Source organism: Pandoraea communis (assembly GCF_902459745.1).
Lineage (GTDB): Bacteria > Pseudomonadota > Gammaproteobacteria > Burkholderiales > Burkholderiaceae > Pandoraea > Pandoraea communis.
This window is the reverse complement of sequence record NZ_CABPSJ010000003.1, coordinates 508,719-528,073: the sequence shown is the minus strand read 5'-3', so window position 1 is coordinate 528,073 and position 19,355 is coordinate 508,719. Positions and strand designations below refer to the sequence as shown.

Below are 19,355 nucleotides of genomic sequence, written 5' to 3'. Positions count from 1 at the left end.
GCTCGCCGTTGCGTGCCCCTTGGCCGAATGCGAGGGGGGCCGGGCTGCCATTTGACGTTCGCTCATACGAGAACGCCGCCCGCCGGCGCGCGGAAGACACGGCGGCTCGCGCGCTGGAATTGGCTGGCGAGCCGGATCGTGGCGAAATGCGCGGCGACCGTCTGCCCGATGTCTCGGCCATAGCCACCCGCCATCGCGATAGCGACCGGCAGTCCCCGCTCGGCGCACGCCGTCAATACACGACGGTCGCGCGCGAGCAATCCATCTTGCGTCAGGGCCAGCCGGCCGAGCCGGTCGTTTTCCAATGGATCGGCCCCCGCGAGATAAATCACGAGCGACGGCGTGAACTGCGCGAAAAGATCGGTCAGCGCATGACCGAGCGCGACGAGATATTCGTCGTCACAGCAGCCGTCGGGCAGCGCCACATCGAGGTCGCCGTTCGCCTTATGAAACGGATAATTGTGTTCGCCGTGCAGCGACAACGTGAAGACGCTGGGGTCGCGCTCGAAAATGGCGGCGGTGCCGTTGCCTTGATGCACATCGAGATCGATGATCGCGACACGGGTGTGGGGGCCGAGTTCGGCCTGCATCGTGCGGGCGGCGACGGCGGCGTCGTTGAATACACAGAACCCTTCCCCACGATCGGCATACGCGTGATGGGTGCCGCCAGCGAGATTCACGGCCACGCCATCGGAGAGCGCGGCACGGCAGGCGGCCACTGTCGCCCCGGCAGACCGGCGCGAGCGCTCGACCATCTGCGGCGACCACGGAAATCCGATATCGCGCTGCTCTTTCGGATTCAGCTCACCGGCGCTCACGCGCGCCACGTACTCCCGCGAATGGGCGCGACCCAGCATCGCGTCGTCTGCGGGCAAGGCCTCGGCCAGCGCGACTTCCGGGAGTTCGCCGGTAACGCGTTCGCGCAGACGGGAATACTTCTCCATGGGAAACCGATGCCCCGGCGGCAATGGCAAGACGAAATGGTCGCTGTAAAACGCTTGCATCGACGCGAGTGGCCGGCAGATGCGGCACGCAAAAAGGCGGTGAAGAATATCGGCACTGGCGGACAGCACGCGCCCCCTTCGAAAGCGAGAGCAATCTTGCATGCGTTACCGTCCCGCCGGTGCCGGAACCTATTGATAGTACCATCGCCGTGCATGGTGCGCCGGGCGCCAAAACAGTGCAAAACCGCACCAATCAAGGCTCTCCGGGGAGCGTGAAAACGTCGCCGCGACGCAGTGTCACTCGCCCCTGATGGGATCTCAAGCTTTTGATTTTGTAAGCTTTTGTTGAATTGCTGCGGCGCACAAAAAAGACTTGACACTGCCAAAAATATCTCTACACTTGCAATTGTGCGATGCACAAAAGAGAATGCATCGATTTGAGAGGCCCCAACCGTGTTTTCACCGACATAAGGTGAGAACCAACCAGCGAACACGGAGTGGGTCGATATGTTGTGTATGACACCATAGGAGAACGCCATGTCGTTTCTGACCCCCGAGCAACTCGCTGCCGCCCATAAAGCCAACCTCGAAACCCTGTTTGGCCTGACCAACAAAGCCTTCGAAGGCGTTGAAAAGCTGGTCGAGCTGAACCTGCAAGCCGTCAAGGCATCGCTGGCCGAATCCGCTTCGACCGCGCAGAAGGCTTTCGCTGTGAAGGACGCGCAAGAGTTGCTCGCTCTGCAAGCCAACCTCGTCCAGCCGGCTGCCGAAAAGGCACTCGCGTACGGCCGCCACCTGTATGAAATCGCTTCGTCGACGCAAGCTGAAGTGACCAAGGTGGCTGAAGCCCAACTGGCTGAAGGCTCGCACAATGTCCAAGCGCTGTTCGACAACCTGGCCAAGAACGCCCCGGCCGGTTCCGAGTCGGCGGTTGCACTCGCCAAGTCGGCACTGTCGGCTGCCAATAGCGCTTTCGACAGCGTGCAGAAGGCAACCAAGCAAGCCGTGGAGATCGCTGAGACGAACTTCGCTGCTGCGACCAACGTTGCATCGAAGGCTGCCGCTCAGGCTTCGCGCGCTGCCAGCACCAAGAAGTAATCGATAGCGCTTTTATAGCGCTGTCGCGAGGGACGCTTGAAAATCTGTCGCTGTGTCTCAAAGTGATACAGCGACACCCAGTTGTCTCCTCGGTACTTTAAGTACCTTTCGAACCCGGCCCGCGCCGGGTTTCTTTTTGGGGCAGCGGTTTGACGCCCCCCCCCCCGCTCCTGTGCCCTTCCCGCCGCGACGGGGTCGATCGAACGCCAGTCGCGACGCATGCGGCAGGCGTTCGCGCCAGACATTTCGCAGCCGACATCCGCACATAAAAAAACCGCCACCCCTGAATGGGATGACGGCTTTCTTCTGACAGACGCCACAATGGCGAACGGCGCGATTGAGGGCGTCCGCCAGCGCATCGGCCTTCGACGCTTGCACCGCAAATGCTCGACACTCGATGCCAAGCGCCAGTGCCGACGCGAGTTACTTTTTGCGCGCAGGCGGTACGTCGGTGCAAACGCCTTCGTAGATCTCCGCTGCCATGCCGATCGATTCGGCCAGCGTCGGGTGCGGGTGAATCGTCTTGCCGATGTCGACGGCGTCTGCCCCCATCTCGACGGCCAGGCACAGCTCACCAATCAGATCGCCCGCATGCGTGCCAACGATCGCGCCGCCAACGATGCGATGCGTCTCTTCGTCGAACAACAGCTTCGTGAAACCCTCGTCGCGGCCATTGGCGATAGCGCGGCCCGATGCTGCCCACGGGAACACGGCCTTGCCGTACTTCACGCCTTCCGCTTTCAGTTGGTCCTCGGTCTTGCCGGCCCAAGCCACTTCCGGATCGGTATAGGCCACAGACGGAATCTGGATGGCATCGAAGTATGCCTTCTCTCCTGCCGCCGCTTCGGCCGCCACATGCGCTTCGTGTACGGCTTTATGCGCAAGCATCGGCTGCCCCACGATGTCGCCGATCGCGAAGATATTCGGCACATTCGTGCGCATCTGCTTGTCGACGGAGATGAAGCCGCGATCGCCCACCGACACGCCCGCATTCTCGGCACCGATCTTCTTGCCGTTCGGGCTGCGGCCCACCGCGACCAGCACGAGGTCGTAGCGCTGCGGCTCAGCCGGTGCAGCTTCGCCCTCGAACTTCACATAGATGCCATCGGGCTTGGCCTCGGCACCCACCGTCTTGGTCTTGAGCATGACGCGACCGAATCGCTTCGCGTTCATCTTCTCCCAAACCTTGACCAGATCGCGGTCAGCACCTTGCATCAGGCCATCGAGCATTTCCACAACGTCAATCTCGGTACCCAGGGCGCTATAGACCGTCGCCATTTCCAGACCGATAATGCCCCCGCCGATCACCAGCATCTTCTTCGGCAATTGGCGCAACTCGAGCGCGCCGGTCGAATCGACGATACGCGGATCTTCCGGCAGGAAAGGCAACTTCACCGCCTGCGAGCCCGCAGCGATAATCGCCTGCGCGAACTTCACCGTACGCTTGCTGCCATCTTCGGCCACGACTTCCATATGGTTCGGGTCGAGGAACTTGCCTACGCCGCGAACGACTTCCACCTTGCGCATCTTGGCCATGCCGGCCAGACCGCCCGTGAGCTTCCCGACAACGCTTTCCTTATAGGCGCGCAGCTTGTCGAGATCGACTTCGGGCTTCCCGAACGAGATGCCGTGATGACCCAGCGATTGCGCCTCTTCGAGGACGGCCGCCGTGTGGAGCAGCGCCTTCGACGGAATACAACCTACGTTCAGGCACACACCACCGAGCGTTGCGTAGCGTTCGACGAGCACCGTCTTGCGGCCCAGGTCAGCGCTGCGGAACGCGGCCGAGTAACCTCCCGGACCGGCACCCAGCACGAGCACGTCGCATTCGGTATCTGCGCCGCCGCTATGCTTGGCGGCGGCCGGCGCGGGAGCCGCAGGCGCAGCGGGCGCTGCCGGTGCCGGCGCAGCCGCCGGAGCGGCGACCTTGGCGGCCCCCGCATCATCGGCTTCGATCAGCGCGATCAGTGTGCCCTGGCTGGCTTTGTCGCCCACCTTGATCTTCACCTCCTTGACCGTGCCCGACACTTCGGACGGCACTTCCATGGAGGCCTTGTCGGATTCCAACGTAATGAGCGACGCTTCCTTGGCGATCTTGTCGCCCGGCTTGATCATCACTTCGATGACATCCACGCCCTCTGCGCCGATGTCCGGTACCTTGACTTCGATGAGACTCATGCGGGGTCTCCCTGTCGCATTTATGACTTGATGGTGGTATCGATCGGAAACGCATGCACCTGAAACGGGCCGGCGGAACTCTTGTCGAACTCCGCCCCCGCTTTCACGCCCGCTTCGGCGATGGCGCTAGCGCTCAGATCCTGGTCGTAGAGGGCATACATGGCACCGAGCGCGAAGTTGCGCCCCGAACCGATCCCCCAGAACCGATCGAAAACAAACACTTCCCGGTAGGAATAGACCCCGTAAATACCCGTCGGATTCGCGATCACGCTGGTGATCTGCGACGACTCGTACGGATCGTCCTCCTCTTCCTTCGTGTTGAGGAAATACTCTTCCTTGAGCTTCTGATGGACGCGACAGAACGTGCGGAACACTTCGTCGCGAGAGTGCAGACGGCACTCGTCTGCCATACCGGAAAGAATGGCGCGCATGACCGGAAAGTGCGCGGTCGTGCCGGCCAGGCCGACATAGGAATCGCCCACGAGAAAAACCTTGCGATTCTCCTCGTACGATTGCGAGAGTCTTGTGTCGCCGAACGTCACGAGCGAATCGGCGGCAATGGCGATCTCGCCTGCCTTCTTGACGACTACCACGGTGGTCATGATGCCCCTCCCCGTCCAGATCCTGAAGCTGTCGCGCGAGCGCCGCCGGTTTGCGCCTATGCGCTACCGGCGGCGTCCGCCTGTTACAGCATTGCGCGACGGAAGTCCTGCAACAGTTGGCCCAGGTAGGCGTTGAAGCGTGCGGCTTCGGCGCCGTCGATCACACGGTGATCGTAGGACAACGACAGCGGCAGCGTCAGTTGCGGCAGGAACTGCTGCTTGCGCTCGTCCCACACCGGCTTCTGATACGAACGCGACAAGCCCAGAATCGCCACTTCCGGCGCGTTGATGATCGGCGTGAAGGTCGTGCCCCCGATACCGCCGAGCGACGAGATCGAGAAGCAACCGCCCTGCATCTGATCCGGCTTGAGCTTGCCTTCGCGAGCGAGCTTGGCCAGTTCCGAGGTCTCACGTGCGATCTCGAACACCCCCTTCTTGTCGGCATCGCGAACAACGGGCACAACGAGACCGTTGGGCGTGTCTGCCGCGAAGCCGATATGGAAGTATTGCTTGAAGACGAGGTTGTCGCCGTCGAGGCTCGCGTTGAACGTGGGGAACTTCTTCAGGGCCAGGACGCAGGCCTTGATAACGAAAGCAAGCATCGTCACCTTGATACCGGCCTTTTCGTTTTCCTTGTTCAACTGCACACGGAAGGCTTCGAGTTCGCCGATATCCGCTTCGTCGTTGTTCGTGACGTGCGGGATCATGACCCAGTTGCGATGCAGGTTCGCGCCCGAAATCTTCTTGATACGCGAAAGTGCCTTCGGCTCGACCGGGCCGAACTTCGAGAAGTCGACCTTCGGCCACGGCAGGAGATTCAGCTCGCCCCCCCCCGCCGGTGCGGCACCCGCAGCCGCCGGGCGGTTGCCCGCGAGTGCGCTCTTGACGAAATTGCGCACATCGTCAACGACCACGCGGCCCTTCGGACCCGAGCCCTTCACTTGCGTAATGTCCACACCCAGTTCACGGGCAAACTTACGCACCGACGGGCTGGCGTGACTGATCGGCTGATTGCCGGCCGCAGCAGCAACCGCCGGCCCGGCGGCAGGCGCCGGAGCAGCGGCGGGAGCCGGCGCTACCGGTGCCGCGCTCTGGGCAGCCGGAGTGAGTGCCGGCGCCGGTGCTGCGGCCTTAGCCGGAGCCACCGTGGCAGCACCTTCGAGCACAACGATCAACGTGCCTTCCGACACCTTGTCGCCAACCTTGATCTTCAGTTCCTTGACGACACCTGCCGCCGGGCTCGGCACGTCCATCGATGCCTTGTCGGATTCCAGCGTGACGAGCGATTGCTCGGTCGTCACGGTGTCACCCACCTTGACCAACACGTCGATCACGGGCACATCGTCGTAACCACCGATGTCCGGCACCTTCACGTCGATCGTGCTCGTACCGCCGCTGGCGGCCGGCGCTGGTGCAGATACCGGGGCAGCGGCCTGCGGGGCTGGCGCGGGGGCAGCGGCACCGTTTGCCTGGGCGCCCGAGCCGTTCGCTGTTTCGAGCGTCAGAATCAGCGAACCCTCGGATACTTCATCGCCGACCTTCAGGCTCAACGCTTTGATGGTACCGGCGGCCGGGCTGGGCACGTCCATGGTGGCCTTGTCCGACTCCAGCGTGATCAGGGCCTGCTCGGCATCGATCTTGTCGCCCGCCTTGACCAGCACGTCGATGACGGGCAAGTCCTTGAAGTCACCGATATCCGGGACTTTCACTTCGATCACTTGACTCATTTTCCACAGTCTCCTCGAGGCTGCGCTTGACGTGCGGCGTGCGCCCGCCTGCCGCCAAGGGGCGGCTGACGGTCGCGCACACCGCGCGAAGCGGCCTTTAGACGGTCATCGGGTTGGGTTTGTTCGGATCCAGGTTGTACTTGGCAATCGCTTCGGCGACCTTGCTCGCCGGCAGCGTGCCTTCATCGGCCAGCGCCTTGAGGGCAGCGACCGTGACCCAGTTACGATCCACCTCGAAGAAGTGACGCAGCTTCTCACGCGTATCCGAACGGCCATAGCCGTCGGTGCCAAGCACCACGTAACGACCACGGACGAACGGACGAATCTGGTCAGCGTACGTACGGATGTAGTCGGTCGATGCGATGACCGGACCACGGGTATCGTTCAGGCACTTCTCGACATGCGTCAGACGCGCCGTCTCGGTCGGGTGCAGCAGATTGTAGCGCGCGACATCGTTGCCTTCGCGGGCCAGCTCCGTAAAGCTCGGGCAGCCCCACAGATCCGATTCGACCCCCCAATCGTCCTTGAGCATTTCGGCGGCGGCGATCACTTCGTTGAAGATCGTGCCCGAACCCAGCAGTTGCACGCGCGGCGCCTTGCTGTTGTCTGCACCGCGACGGAACGCGTACATCCCCTTCAGGATGTCCTGCTCCACGCCTTCCGGCATGGCCGGATGCGCGTAGTTTTCGTTCATCACGGTCAGGTAGTAGTACACATCTTCCTGATCCTGCACCATGCGGCGCAAACCGTCCTGAACAATCACGGCGAGTTCGTACGCGAACGTCGGATCGTACGGCAGACAGTTCGGGATCGACGACGCCCACAACAGCGAGTGTCCGTCTTCGTGCTGCAGACCTTCACCGTTCAGGGTCGTACGACCGGCCGTGCCACCCACGAGGAAGCCGCGAGCACGCATATCGCCGGCCGCCCAGGCCAGATCGCCAATACGCTGGAAGCCGAACATCGAATAGAAGATGTAGAACGGGATCATCGTCTCGCCGTGCGTCGAGTACGACGTCGCGGCAGCGATCCAGTCGCACATACCGCCGGCTTCGTTGATGCCTTCCTGAAGAATCTGACCGCTTTCGGATTCGCGGTAGAACATCAGTTGATCCTGATCCTGCGGAATGTAACGCTGCCCCACCTGGCTCCAGATACCGATCTGGCGGAACAGGCCTTCCATACCGAAGGTGCGCGACTCGTCCGGCACGATCGGCACGATACGCTGACCCAGCGCCTTGTCCTTGAGCAGCACGTTGAGAATACGCACGAACGCCATCGTCGTGGAAATCTCGCGGCCTTCTGCCGTCGCCTTAAGCAGTGCGTCGAACGCACCCAGCGCAGGCACCGGCAGCGAAGCGGCCTTGGTACGGCGCTGCGGCAGGTAGCCACCCAGCTCCATGCGGCGAGCGCGCATGTATTCCAGTTCCTTCGAGCCTTCCTCGAACTTCAGATACGGCACCTCGACAATCTGATCGTCCGAAATCGGCAGCTTGAACTGGTCGCGGAACTTCTTGAGCGACTCCACCGGCATCTTCTTTTGCTGGTGGGTGATGTTCATGGCCTGGCCGGCTTCGCCCATGCCATAACCCTTGATGGTCTTGGCCAGAATAACGGTCGGCTGCCCCTTGTGTTGCGTGGCCGACTGATACGCTGCGTAGATCTTGTGCGGGTCGTGGCCACCGCGGTTCAGCGCCCAAATGTCCTCGTCGGACCAATCGGCGACCATTGCCTTGAGTTCCGGCGTGTTGAAGAAGTGCTCGCGCACATAGGCGCCATCCTTCGACTTGTACGTCTGATACTCGCCATCCACGCACTCCATCATGCGCGTCATCAACAGGCCCTTCTTGTCGCGGGCCAGCAGTGAATCCCAGCGGCTGCCCCAGATGACCTTGATGACGTTCCAGCCGGCACCACGGAATTCCGACTCGAGTTCCTGGATGATCTTGCCGTTACCGCGCACCGGGCCATCGAGGCGCTGCAGGTTACAGTTGATCACGAACACGAGGTTGTCGAGCTGCTCGCGACCGGCCATGCCGATGGCACCCAGCGACTCCGGCTCGTCCGTCTCGCCATCGCCAAGAAATGCCCAGACCTTGCGGCCGTCGGTCTTCACGATGTTGCGCGACTCGATGTACTTCATGAAACGAGCCTGGTAGATCGCCATGATCGGGCCCAGCCCCATCGACACCGTCGGGAATTGCCAGAAGTCCGGCATCAGCCACGGGTGCGGGTACGACGACAGACCGCCACCGTCCACTTCCTGACGGAAGTTTTCGAGTTGGGTCATTTCCAGACGGCCCAGCAGGAATGCACGGCTGTACACACCCGGCGACGAGTGCCCCTGCACGAAGACCAGATCGCCACCGTGCTTGTCGGACGGTGCGTGCCAGAAGTGGTTGAAACCGACGTCATAAAGCGTTGCCGCCGAGGCGAACGAAGCGATGTGGCCGCCGACGTTCGTGTCCTTCCCGGCGCGCAGCACCATCGCGATCGCGTTCCAGCGGGTGTACGAGCGGATCTTGTGCTCGACATCCTGATCGCCCGGAATACGGGCCTGCTGTTCGACGGGGATGGTGTTGATATAGGGGGTGTTGGCCGAGAACGGGTGATGTTCGCCATTGATACGAGCGAACTCGATCAGCTTCTCGAGCAGGTAGTGGGCACGTTCCGGGCCCTCAGCAGCCAGCACGCCTTCGAGCGAGGCCAGCCATTCTTGCGTTTCTTGGGGATCAGCGTCCGCAGGGGATACGATCTTCAGGGCTTCTTCAGGTACGGCGGACATGGTGTCTCCTTGTCTGTCGTTAGCGGGTTGGCGTAACGGTCGATACCCGCTTCATGGACGGGCCCACCGGCTTTTTTACCGGGGCATTGTACGAAGGTTATTCCTGCCTCCGCAAGCGAAATTTCAGATTACGATAGCAAATTTCATAATACGGAATTCTGTTGCAGTGCACATAAAATCAAAGGGTTGCGGGCACTATCACACCACGATTTGAAAGCGTACCGATCGGTCTCCGTTGCACTTTGCGCTGGTGTCTTACCGAAAACATCGGACCCTTCCGAAAAGCCATCCTTAACAGGTCGCGGCAGAGGGAAACCGGCGCGCCTGCGCTACAATCTCGCCATGCTTTCGCCACGCCTTGCCAACTCCGCTCCGCCGTCCCGGTCCGCCACCGCGCCTGCCCGCTCCAATCGCTGGTTGCAGGGGTTCGCGGAGTCGCATTACTACCTGCTGGTCCCGCTGGTCTCCATTGTGATCTTCCTCGTGGTGATGAGTTTGATCCTGTGGAGCCTGAATCGGCGAGAGACGGAGCAGCAGCAGGACACGCTGTATCGGAACGTGGCTTGGGCGCAGCAGCAGATCCGCCTCAATATGCTGGCCATTCAGGACCAGATCAGTTCACTTGCCCGCGATACGGCGGCAAAGCCGCAGGACGTTGCGCACTTCCAGAATACGGCGAGCGAGCTGATGCAGAATCATGCGGACATCGTCTTCATGAACTGGCTCGATGCGTCGCAACGCCCGAAGTGGGCAGTGCCGGCCGACTCGCCTTTCGCTTCGCGTTTGCAGGGATCGGCTCAGCATCCGATGGAGGACGAACTCCTGGTCGCATTTCGTGCCGCCCGCGATTCGCGCCGATCGGCCTATTCCACGTTGATCTACGACGCGTCCGGCGCGAGCTACATCGTCGTTCAGGTCCCCGTGCTGCGCGAACGTGAATTTCTCGGCACGATCAGCGCCGTGTATTCCGTCGAGGGCCTGCTGATTCACGAATTGCCGCAAGAGCTTGGCGACAAATTCAAAGTGTCCTTCATCGACACCCACAACAACGAGTTGGCGACGACATCGACACGACCGCCTCTGCCGCGCGACGTCTCGTACGAGTTACTGCTCGACCCGCCCGGCCACAGCCTCGCCGTACGGATCTATTCGTATCCGGCGGTCGGCAATTTCGTCAACAACACACTGGTCTGGTTGATTGCCGGATTGTCCTGCTTCGTCCTCTGGAGTCTCTGGAGCCTGTGGCGGCATACGCGCCAACGATTCGAGGCCCAACAAGCGCTGTTCAACGAGACATCGTTCCGGCGAGCGATGGAAAACTCCATCGTGATCGGCATGCGGGTGCTCGACCTTCAGGGCCATATCACCTATGTGAACCCGGCGTTCTGCCGGATGACGGGGTGGGATGAGCAAGACCTCATGAACCGGGCACCGCCCTACCCTTACTGGCCCAAGGACGACATCCACGAGATGCAGCGTCGCATTGACATGACGCTGCGCGGCAAGGCCCCCTCGCACGGGTTCGAAATTCGTGTGCAGCGCAAGGACGGCACGATCTTCTACGCACGCATGTTCGTCTCACCGCTCGTGGATGCGCATGGCCGCCAGACAGGCTGGATGTCCTCGCTGACCGACATCAGCGAACCGAAGCGGGCACGTGAGGAACTCGCCGCAGCCCACGAGCGCTTTACGACCGTGCTCGAAAGCCTTGACGCGTCGGTGTCCGTGCTCGCCGTCGACAAGGCCGAGTTGCTGTTTGCGAACCGCTACTACCGCCAATTGTTCGGCACGCGCCCTGAAGGCCATCTGGAGTTGTCGGGCGGTGGCGAACTCTCGCCGGCCTCGCTCGACCACATCGACATGGTCGACGCGTTTGCCGGATTGCCGGCTGCCTCGCTTACCGACACGGCGGCCGAGACGCAGGAAATCTATCTGCCCGCACACCAGAAATGGTTCGAAGTCCGACGCCAATATATTCAGTGGGTGGACGGCCACTTGGCACAGTTGCAGGTGGCAACCGACATTACGGCGCGGCGTCATGCGGAAGAATTGGCCCGTCAGGAAGAAGAGCGCCTGCAGTTCACGGGACGTCTGACGACGATGGGCGAGATGGCCTCGTCGCTCGCTCACGAACTGAACCAGCCTCTCGCCGCCATCAATAACTACTGCATGGGCACTGCGGCCCTCGTGCGTGCCGGCCGCACCTCGCCGGAAACGTTATTGCCTGCCCTGGAGAAAACATCCCAACAGGCGGTTCGCGCAGGCATGATCATCAAGCGGATCCGGGCATTCGTAAAACGCAGCGAGCCGAAGCGCCAACCGTCATCGATTTATGAGATCGTGGCGGATGCCGTGGGCCTCGCCGAGATCGAGGCGCGCAAACGCCGCATTCGCATCGTCACCGAGTTGCCCGCAGGTTTGCCACAGATCAACGTCGATCCGGTTCTTATCGAACAGGTGATCGTGAACCTGCTCAAGAATGCCGCCGAGGCGATGCACGGCTACACGCCGCCGCCAGGCCAGCGACGTGACTCCACGGTGCGTCTGCACGTGGAGCGTCGCGACAAATCGGTCGAATTCCAGGTCTCGGATCACGGGCCCGGCGTAGACGAAGCGACAATCGAACGATTGTTTGAACCCTTTTTTAGTACTAAGTCGGACGGCATGGGCATGGGCCTGAACATCTGCCGTTCGATCATCGAATCGCACCACGGCCGTCTTTGGGTAGAAAACAATGAAATCGATGGCGTGCGGAATGGTTGTACATTTTGTATTCTGTTACCGTTAGAAGGCGATACGACATCCGGATCCGGGGGAGGACTATGACGACACCCAACACCAATATCGACCAAGAAACCGTCTTCGTTGTCGATGACGACGAAGCGGTCCGTGACTCGCTTCGCTGGCTTCTCGAGGCCAATGGCTACCATGTGCGAGGCTTTGCAAGCGCAGAGGAGTTTCTTTCGCACTACAACGGACATCAGGTGGGCTGCCTGATTCTCGATGTTCGCATGCCCGGCATGAGCGGGCTGGAGCTACAGGAAAAACTAGTCGAAAACCGGTTCAACATTCCGATCATCTTCGTGACGGGCCACGGCGACGTGCCGATGGCGGTCGACACGATGAAAAAAGGTGCGATGGACTTCATCGAAAAGCCTTTTGACGAAGCGGAACTCCGCGCTCAAGTCGAACGGATGCTCTCGAAGGCCCGGCAAGACGCGAGCAGCCAACGTGAGCAGCAAGCTGCCGAAGACCTGCTTTCGAAGCTCACGAGCCGCGAGCATCAGGTGCTGGAGCGCATTATTGCCGGCCGCCTGAACAAGCAGATTGCCGATGATCTTGGCATCAGCATCAAAACGGTCGAGGCACACCGTGCCAACATCATGGAGAAGCTCAACGTCAATACCGTCGCCGACTTGCTCCGCCTTGCACTCTCCAAGCGCTCAAGCGGCTCACCTCGCCCTTGACCGTGTCGTAGACTGCCGTATGCCGTATGCATCGCACCGCGTCGGCCCACTGACGGGGTGTCGGATTAGCGGCCGGTGGATTGTCTTCCGGCCGCATTTGCATGGCGTTGCTCGCCATCAATATCGAGCGACGCCAATTCGACGAAGCACTTCGCTTCCCAGGCGGTCGAATGACAGCCGAAGGCATGCCCGTCGATGCTCGTTCCGGGGCAACTTGCCCCCTCCCGCCCGTTCCGGCGCGCCGTTATAATACGGTCTTCGCGTCTGTCACCGCCTGACTGTCGCTGCCGTATCCGGCCCTATGGGCCAGCCCCCTTCCTTCATACGATACCCACGCATCATGACCGCCACCCTCATCGACGGCAACGCCCTCGCCAAACGCATTCGCGCCGAAGTTGCCACGCGCGCCGCCGCCCTCACCGCCCGTGGCCATCAGCCCGGTCTTGCCGTGGTTCTGGTCGGTGAGGACCCTGCCAGCCAGGTCTACGTACGCAATAAGGTCAAGGCTTGCGAAGACAACGGCCTGCATTCGTCGCTCGACCGCTACCCGGCCGACCTGACGGAGAGCGCCCTGCTCGCCCGCATCGATGAACTCAACCGCGATCCGAAGATCAACGGCATCCTCGTGCAACTGCCCCTGCCGAAACATATCGACAGCCACAAGGTGCTAGAGGCTATCGCCCCGGAAAAGGATGTCGACGGCTTTCACGTTTCGAATGCCGGCGCCCTGATGACCGGCGCGCCGCTGTTCCGCCCCTGCACGCCGTATGGCTGCATGAAAATGCTGGAATCGGTGGATTTCCCGCTGCGTGGGGCAGTGGCCGTGGTGATCGGTGCATCAAACATCGTTGGCAAACCGATGGCCATGATGCTGCTTCAGGCTGGCGCCACCGTCACGATCTGCAACAGCAAGACGCGCGATCTGGCCGCTCACACCCGCAACGCCGACGTGATCGTCGCAGCCGTGGGCAAGCGCAACATCGTCACGGCCGACATGGTCAAGCCGGGCGCAGCGGTGATCGACGTTGGCATGAACCGCGATGACGCAGGCAAGCTGTGTGGCGATGTCGATTTCAACGGCGTCAAGGATGTCGCCGGCTTCATCACGCCGGTGCCGGGCGGTGTCGGTCCGATGACAATCACCATGCTCCTCGTGAATACCATCGAGGCAGCTGAGCGCGCGCTCGGCGCCTGAGCGTCAGGCAGTTCCGCGCTACTCGCAGGGCGCAGCCGACCGACAGGCCGGCTGCGCCCTTATTGTTTTTCCAGGCCCCGCGCCAGTGCCCCACGCGAAAGGGCCGATGCCAGGGTCAGAATGTCCCGAAAATCCTGTCTGTATCGCGTATCGGCAGCGTCCTCAGCCGCCGTCGCCGCTACCCAGCAAAACCCGGCGAACGCATGCCCGACAGGGGGTTTCAGGCGGTTCCCCATCAGCCATCTCAATCGTACCAGTTGAAAAAAACGACTGGAAAATTCGACTGGATGCCCCCACACTCCTTGTAAGCCCCTTCCAGTGGACACCGAACGCATGAATACGCCGCAAACCAATCCTCTGCTCGATATCGAAGGACTCCCGCGTTTCGCCGAGATCCGCCCCGAACACGTGACGCCCGCCGTTGACGTATTGCTGGAGCAAGCGCGCGTGGCCGTCGACCGGGCAGCAGCCCCATCCACGCCGGCGACCTGGGCCAACATTCTCGACGCCGTGGAAGACGGTACCGAAGGACTGGGCCGTGCCTGGGAAATCGTCGGGCACCTGAACGCGGTCGCCGACACACCGGAGCTACGCGCGGCGTACAGCGAAAACCTGCCGCGCGTCACCGAGTTCTCAGCGAGCGTCGGTCAGAATCTAGCGCTGTTCGAAAAGTACAAGGCCATCGCTGCGGGTTCGGAATTCGCAGGTCTGTCGCCAGCACGCAAGAAGATTCTCGACAACGAGATGCGCGGTTTCCGCCTCGGCGGCGCCGAACTTCCCGAAGATCAGAAACCGCGATTCGCCGAAATTCAGGAGCGGCAGGCATATCTGGCCAAGAGTTTTTCGGACCACGTGCTCGACGCCACTAACAAGTTTTCACTTGTCGTGACCGACGAGCAGGCGCTTTCCGGCGTGCCTGACGACGACAAGGCCGCTGCGCGCGCCGCAGCCGAACGCGACGGCCTCGAAGGCTGGAAATTCACACTGCACTTCCCGTCGTACTTCCCTGTGCTGCAATACGCGGACAATCGTGCGCTTCGCGAGAAGCTGTATCGCGCCAACGTCACGCGTGCATCTGAACTTGGCCCGCAATTCGGCGACGGCGAAGCCGGTTGGGACAACACTGAGATCGTTGTCGAACAACTCTCGCTGCGCCGCGAAGAAGCCCACATGCTCGGCTTCAAGAACTATGCCGAGGTATCGCTCGAACCCAAGATGGCCGAATCGCCCGCGCAAGTCCTTGAGTTCCTCGAAGACCTCGCCCGCCGCGCGCGTCCGTACGCCGAAAAGGATTGGGAAGAACTGCAGGCGTTCGCCGCTGCCTCGCTTGGCATCGATAAGTTACAGCAGTGGGATACAGCCTACGCGTCGGAAAAGCTGCGCCAGCAACGCTATGCCTTCTCGGAAACGGAAGTCCGCCAATATTTCCCGTTGCCCAAGGTGCTTGACGGCCTGTTCCGCGTCGCTGGCGCGTTGTTCGGTGTCACGATTCGTCCGCAAGATGCCGAAACCTGGCATCCGGATGTGCGCTTCTTCCGCATCGAGCGCGATGGCGAACTGGTCGCGCAGTTCTACATGGACTTGTTTGCCCGCGAAGGCAAACGCGGTGGCGCATGGATGGACAGCGCCCGCACCCGCAAGCGCCTGCACGATGGCGAGCTGCAAACACCGGTAGCCTACCTCGTTTGCAACTTCCCCGCCCCCGTTGGCGACAAGCCCGCGCTACTGCCGCACGACGACGTCATCACGCTGTTCCATGAATTCGGACACGGCCTGCACCACATGCTCACGCAAGTGGAAGATGCTGGCGTGGCGGGCATCAATGGCGTCGAGTGGGATGCCGTCGAATTGCCGTCTCAGTTCATGGAGAACTTCTGCTGGGAATGGGATGTACTGGAACACATGACGGCGCACGTCGATACAGGCGCGCCGTTGCCACGCACGCTGTTCGACAAGATGATCGCAGCGCGCAATTTCCAGAGCGGCCTGATGATGCTGCGCCAGTTGGTCTTCTCCGACTTCGACATGCACCTGCATTACGACTTCGATCCGCGTGGCAACGAGTCGGTGCTGGCGCTTTCGAAACGCATCAATGATCGGCTGCACGTCACACCGCAAGCGGAGTTCTCACGTTGGCCGAATACGTTCAGCCACATCTTTGCGGGAGGCTATGCGGCAGGCTACTACAGCTACAAGTGGGCCGAAGTGCTGTCTGCCGACGTGTATGCAGCGTTTGAAGAGGCCGCGCAGGTCAGCGGATCGGTACTCGACACGGCAACGGGTGCCCGCTATCGCGATGAAATTCTCGCGGTGGGTGGTAGCCGCGAGGCAATGGAGTCGTTTATCGCGTTCCGGGGCCGCGCGCCGCAAGTTGATGCCTTGCTGCGTCACAGCGGCATGTCGGCAAGCTGACGCCCAACGGGAGTCTTCAATGAAAAATGGGCGCTCGAAGGCGCCCATTTTTCATTGATGGCGGGATGCACGGAACAACACATCACGCACCGGGCGATCCGCCCGCAGCATGCAGAATCATCAGCCCCCATCGCCGCAACCGTTCGGTCTCCACACGTAGCTGTTCGTCTCCGGGTCCAGACAGCGTGCCGCTTGGAAGCGAACCGTGCACCCGTTCTCATACGTCCGGATGCACTCGCCGTTGATACATCGCGTCTGCATGCGTACGACCTGCCCCGTAGGAATCCGGCACTGCGCGGGCGATGCCTGAGCCGCGGGAGGCGGCGGCAAGCGCTTGCCTGGACGTTGGCCGTTATCGAACCAGATGTGCGCGTTATCGGCAGAGCATTCGCCCCCGCGCTGACAAACGACAAATGCGTCCTGAACGGCAGATGTCTGGGTATCGCCGAGCGCGACGCCAACCTCCCCGTTACTTGCACGCACAACCGCCCAGTATGCGGGCCCGTTCCCGGCCATCAACACCTCGCATTGCCCTCCCCGGCTACCGGACGCGAGTTGGGTCCTACATCGGTCCAGCACTGCCAGTTTGGCCTTGGCCATCGATGTCTGGTTGGTCACATAGACATATCGAAGTCCGTTTGCCGTACGCACTCCCGCCACGGCGGACGCGGCAAGACTTGGCGTGCTGATCAGTGCCATCACGCCAACAAGACATGCGGAGAAAATCGCGGAATAGTGGCCAAACCACTTCATCGTGACGGAATCGCAGTCGAAGAATCTGCACAGGTCGTGACTGATATCGTATGAAATCACGTCACCCGGGGCACTGAAGCTTTGAGCAGAGGGGAGATTGCCCGCCAAATGGCCTCACCGCGCTATCGCATGTCAAATCCACGGCAAGCACTTCGGAAACGGACACACAAAACGAAACAGGCGGGGCATCTTTCGATGTCACCGCCTGTTTGTTGGGCTTCCCTGCCGAACTGCGTCTCTCAGCACACCCGGCCTTACCAATATCGCTCAGGTGCCGCGCTTGATCCACGCAGACAAGTTGTGCGGACGCAGCGTGTCGTACTCCTCGAAGGGCTGGTGAATCCACGGATTCGTTGCCAGGAATTCGACCGCGTAATCCGGAGCCACCTTCGAGCAAGCCTTGTGCCACAGCACTGCGGAGCGCACATCGGTCACCTTCGGGAAACGCTCCTTGAGGTGCTTGCCAACGCGTTCGAGCGTCACCCCCGAATCGACCAGATCGTCGACCAGCAGCACACGGCCTTCCAGCTCGCCGCGCGTGATGGTGATGTACTGGGCAATGTCGAGATCGCCACGAACAGTGCCTTCGGCTTCACGATACGAACTGGTCGCCAGAATCGCGAGCGGCACGTCATAGATGCGTGCAAGCTGATCGCCTACACGCAAACCACCACGGGCCAGACACAGGATCTTGTCGAACTTCCAGTCGGACTCATAGACCTTGAGCGCCAGACGCTCGATCAGCCGGTGGTACTCTTCCCACGAGACCCAGAGGTTCTTATCGTCGTTTTGGGGCAGATTCATGGTGTGCCTTGCCAGTCCTACTGGTATTTCAGTTCTTGAAGGGATGACGCAACAGAATGGTTTCGTCACGGTCAGGTCCGGTCGACACCATATCGATCGGAATACCGCTCACCTCTTCAATACGCTTCAGGTAGGTTTGCGCCTGAACCGGCAGTTGATCCCACGACGTCACGCCAAACGTGCTCTGCGTCCAACCGGGGAAATCTTCGTACACCGGCTCACAGCGCGCCACGTCCACAGCGCCGCGCGGCAGAATGTCGATCATCTTGCCGTCAATCTTGTAGCCCACGCACAGACGCACGGTCTCGAGGCCGTCGAGCACGTCGAGTTTCGTCATGCACAAGCCCGTCACGCCGTTGATCTGGATCGAACGCTTGAGTGCTGCGGCATCCATCCAGCCCGTGCGGCGCGGACGGCCCGTCACCGAGCCGAATTCCTTGCCAACAGTCGCCAATTTCAGGCCAATGGCTTCCTGACGTGCGGGGTTGTCCGCATCGTACAGCTCGCTCGGGAACGGACCGGCGCCAACGCGCGTGCAATATGCCTTGGTGATGCCCAGCACGTAGTGCAATTGCTGCGGCCCCACGCCAGCGCCAGCGGAAGCGGCACCTGCGACGCAGTTGCTGCTGGTCACGAACGGGTACGTGCCGTGATCGATATCGAGCAGCGTGCCTTGTGCGCCTTCGAACAACAGATTCTGTCCTTCGCGGTTGGCGGCATAGAGCATCTGCGACACGTCTGAAATCATCGGCTTCAGACGCGCGGCATAGCTGAGCATCGTGTCCAGCGTTTCCTGGAAGTCGACAGCCTTCGCGCCCAGATACTGCGTCAGGACGAAGTTGTGATAATCGAGGTTTTCACGCAGACGGGTGGCGAATGTCTCCGGATCAAAGAGGTCCTGCACGCGCAACGCACGGCGGCCGACCTTATCTTCGTACGCCGGACCGATGCCGCGACCGGTCGTGCCGATCTTGCCAGCACCGCGACGCGCTTCGCGCGCCTGGTCGATGGCGATGTGGTACGGGAGGATCAGGGTACAGGCTTCGGAAATACGCAGACGGCCGCAGACATTCAGACCGGCACTTTCCAGCTCATCGATTTCCTTGAACAGCGCTTCGGGCGAAAGCACCACGCCGTTGCCGATGTAGCAAGTTACGTCCTTGTGCATGATGCCCGACGGGATCAGGCGCAGAATCGTCTTCTTGCCACCGATGATGAGCGTATGTCCGGCATTATGGCCCCCTTGGAATCGCACCACGCCTTGCGCGTGATCGGTCAGCCAGTCGACGACCTTACCTTTGCCCTCGTCACCCCACTGGGTTCCGATAACGACGACGTTGCGTCCCTGATTCAAAGCATTGCCGGACATAACAATAGTTGGTTTGGTTAA

13 protein-coding genes are annotated in these 19,355 nt (G+C 61.1%); 5 read left to right on the top strand and 8 right to left on the bottom strand.

Annotation, left to right across the window (positions count from 1 at the left end):
• Positions 1–62 precede the first annotated feature (62 nt).
• On the bottom strand, positions 63–1,004 hold the full coding sequence (locus PCO31110_RS13180) for a histone deacetylase family protein (RefSeq protein ID WP_036660907.1): 942 nt from the start codon (positions 1,002–1,004) through the stop codon (positions 63–65).
• Between the two features lie 477 nt (positions 1,005–1,481).
• On the opposite strand from PCO31110_RS13180, the gene PCO31110_RS13175 reads away from it, so the two are divergent.
• On the top strand, positions 1,482–2,042 hold the full coding sequence (locus PCO31110_RS13175) for a phasin family protein (protein ID WP_010807266.1): 561 nt from the start codon (positions 1,482–1,484) through the stop codon (positions 2,040–2,042).
• A 423-nt stretch (positions 2,043–2,465) separates the two neighbouring features.
• Here the strand turns inward: PCO31110_RS13175 and lpdA are convergent, their stop codons facing one another.
• From lpdA to aceE, 4 genes are all read right to left on the bottom strand, one after another.
• The gene (lpdA, locus tag PCO31110_RS13170; RefSeq protein ID WP_010807267.1) at positions 2,466–4,220 is read right to left on the bottom strand and encodes a dihydrolipoyl dehydrogenase; all 1,755 of its coding nucleotides are present in this window, start codon (positions 4,218–4,220) and stop codon (positions 2,466–2,468) included.
• Between the two features lie 20 nt (positions 4,221–4,240).
• Entirely contained in the window at positions 4,241–4,822 is a 582-nt protein-coding gene (locus tag PCO31110_RS13165; protein WP_010807268.1) for an Ntn hydrolase family protein, read from the bottom strand.
• Between the two features lie 83 nt (positions 4,823–4,905).
• Positions 4,906–6,549, bottom strand: coding sequence for a dihydrolipoyllysine-residue acetyltransferase (gene aceF / locus PCO31110_RS13160; protein WP_010807269.1), 1,644 nt, complete (start codon positions 6,547–6,549; stop codon positions 4,906–4,908).
• 97 nt (positions 6,550–6,646) lie between these two features.
• The gene (gene aceE, locus PCO31110_RS13155) at positions 6,647–9,334 is read right to left on the bottom strand and encodes a pyruvate dehydrogenase (acetyl-transferring), homodimeric type (protein WP_010807270.1); all 2,688 of its coding nucleotides are present in this window, start codon (positions 9,332–9,334) and stop codon (positions 6,647–6,649) included.
• Between the two features lie 342 nt (positions 9,335–9,676).
• Between aceE and PCO31110_RS13150 the strand changes: the two genes are divergently transcribed.
• The 4 genes from PCO31110_RS13150 (at position 9,677) to PCO31110_RS13135 (ending at position 16,408) form a co-directional block, all read left to right on the top strand.
• The gene (locus PCO31110_RS13150; RefSeq protein ID WP_036661084.1) at positions 9,677–12,160 is read left to right on the top strand and encodes a PAS domain-containing sensor histidine kinase; all 2,484 of its coding nucleotides are present in this window, start codon (positions 9,677–9,679) and stop codon (positions 12,158–12,160) included.
• On the top strand, positions 12,157–12,801 hold the full coding sequence (locus PCO31110_RS13145) for a response regulator transcription factor (protein ID WP_010807272.1): 645 nt from the start codon (positions 12,157–12,159) through the stop codon (positions 12,799–12,801). Before PCO31110_RS13150 ends, PCO31110_RS13145 begins: the two co-directional genes overlap by 4 nt.
• Before the next feature lie 340 nt (positions 12,802–13,141).
• Complete coding sequence (folD, locus tag PCO31110_RS13140) at positions 13,142–13,996, top strand: bifunctional methylenetetrahydrofolate dehydrogenase/methenyltetrahydrofolate cyclohydrolase FolD (protein ID WP_150690603.1); 855 nt, start codon at positions 13,142–13,144, stop codon at positions 13,994–13,996.
• A gap of 333 nt (positions 13,997–14,329) precedes the next feature.
• Positions 14,330–16,408 (top strand): M3 family metallopeptidase, encoded by a 2,079-nt coding sequence (locus tag PCO31110_RS13135; protein WP_150690602.1) that lies wholly within the window; start codon positions 14,330–14,332, stop codon positions 16,406–16,408.
• 120 nt (positions 16,409–16,528) lie between these two features.
• Here PCO31110_RS13135 and PCO31110_RS26255 read toward each other — a convergent pair whose 3' ends face one another.
• The 3 genes from PCO31110_RS26255 to PCO31110_RS13120 all read right to left on the bottom strand — a co-directional run bounded on the left by PCO31110_RS26255 (position 16,529) and on the right by PCO31110_RS13120 (position 19,334).
• Entirely contained in the window at positions 16,529–17,107 is a 579-nt protein-coding gene (locus tag PCO31110_RS26255; protein ID WP_370855828.1) for a DUF4189 domain-containing protein, read from the bottom strand.
• Between the two features lie 321 nt (positions 17,108–17,428).
• On the bottom strand, positions 17,429–17,965 hold the full coding sequence (locus PCO31110_RS13125; protein ID WP_010807276.1) for a phosphoribosyltransferase: 537 nt from the start codon (positions 17,963–17,965) through the stop codon (positions 17,429–17,431).
• Between the two features lie 28 nt (positions 17,966–17,993).
• A complete protein-coding gene (locus tag PCO31110_RS13120; protein ID WP_010807277.1) occupies positions 17,994–19,334 on the bottom strand; it encodes an adenylosuccinate synthase in 1,341 nt (446 codons plus the stop codon).
• Positions 19,335–19,355: the final 21 nt, after the last annotated feature.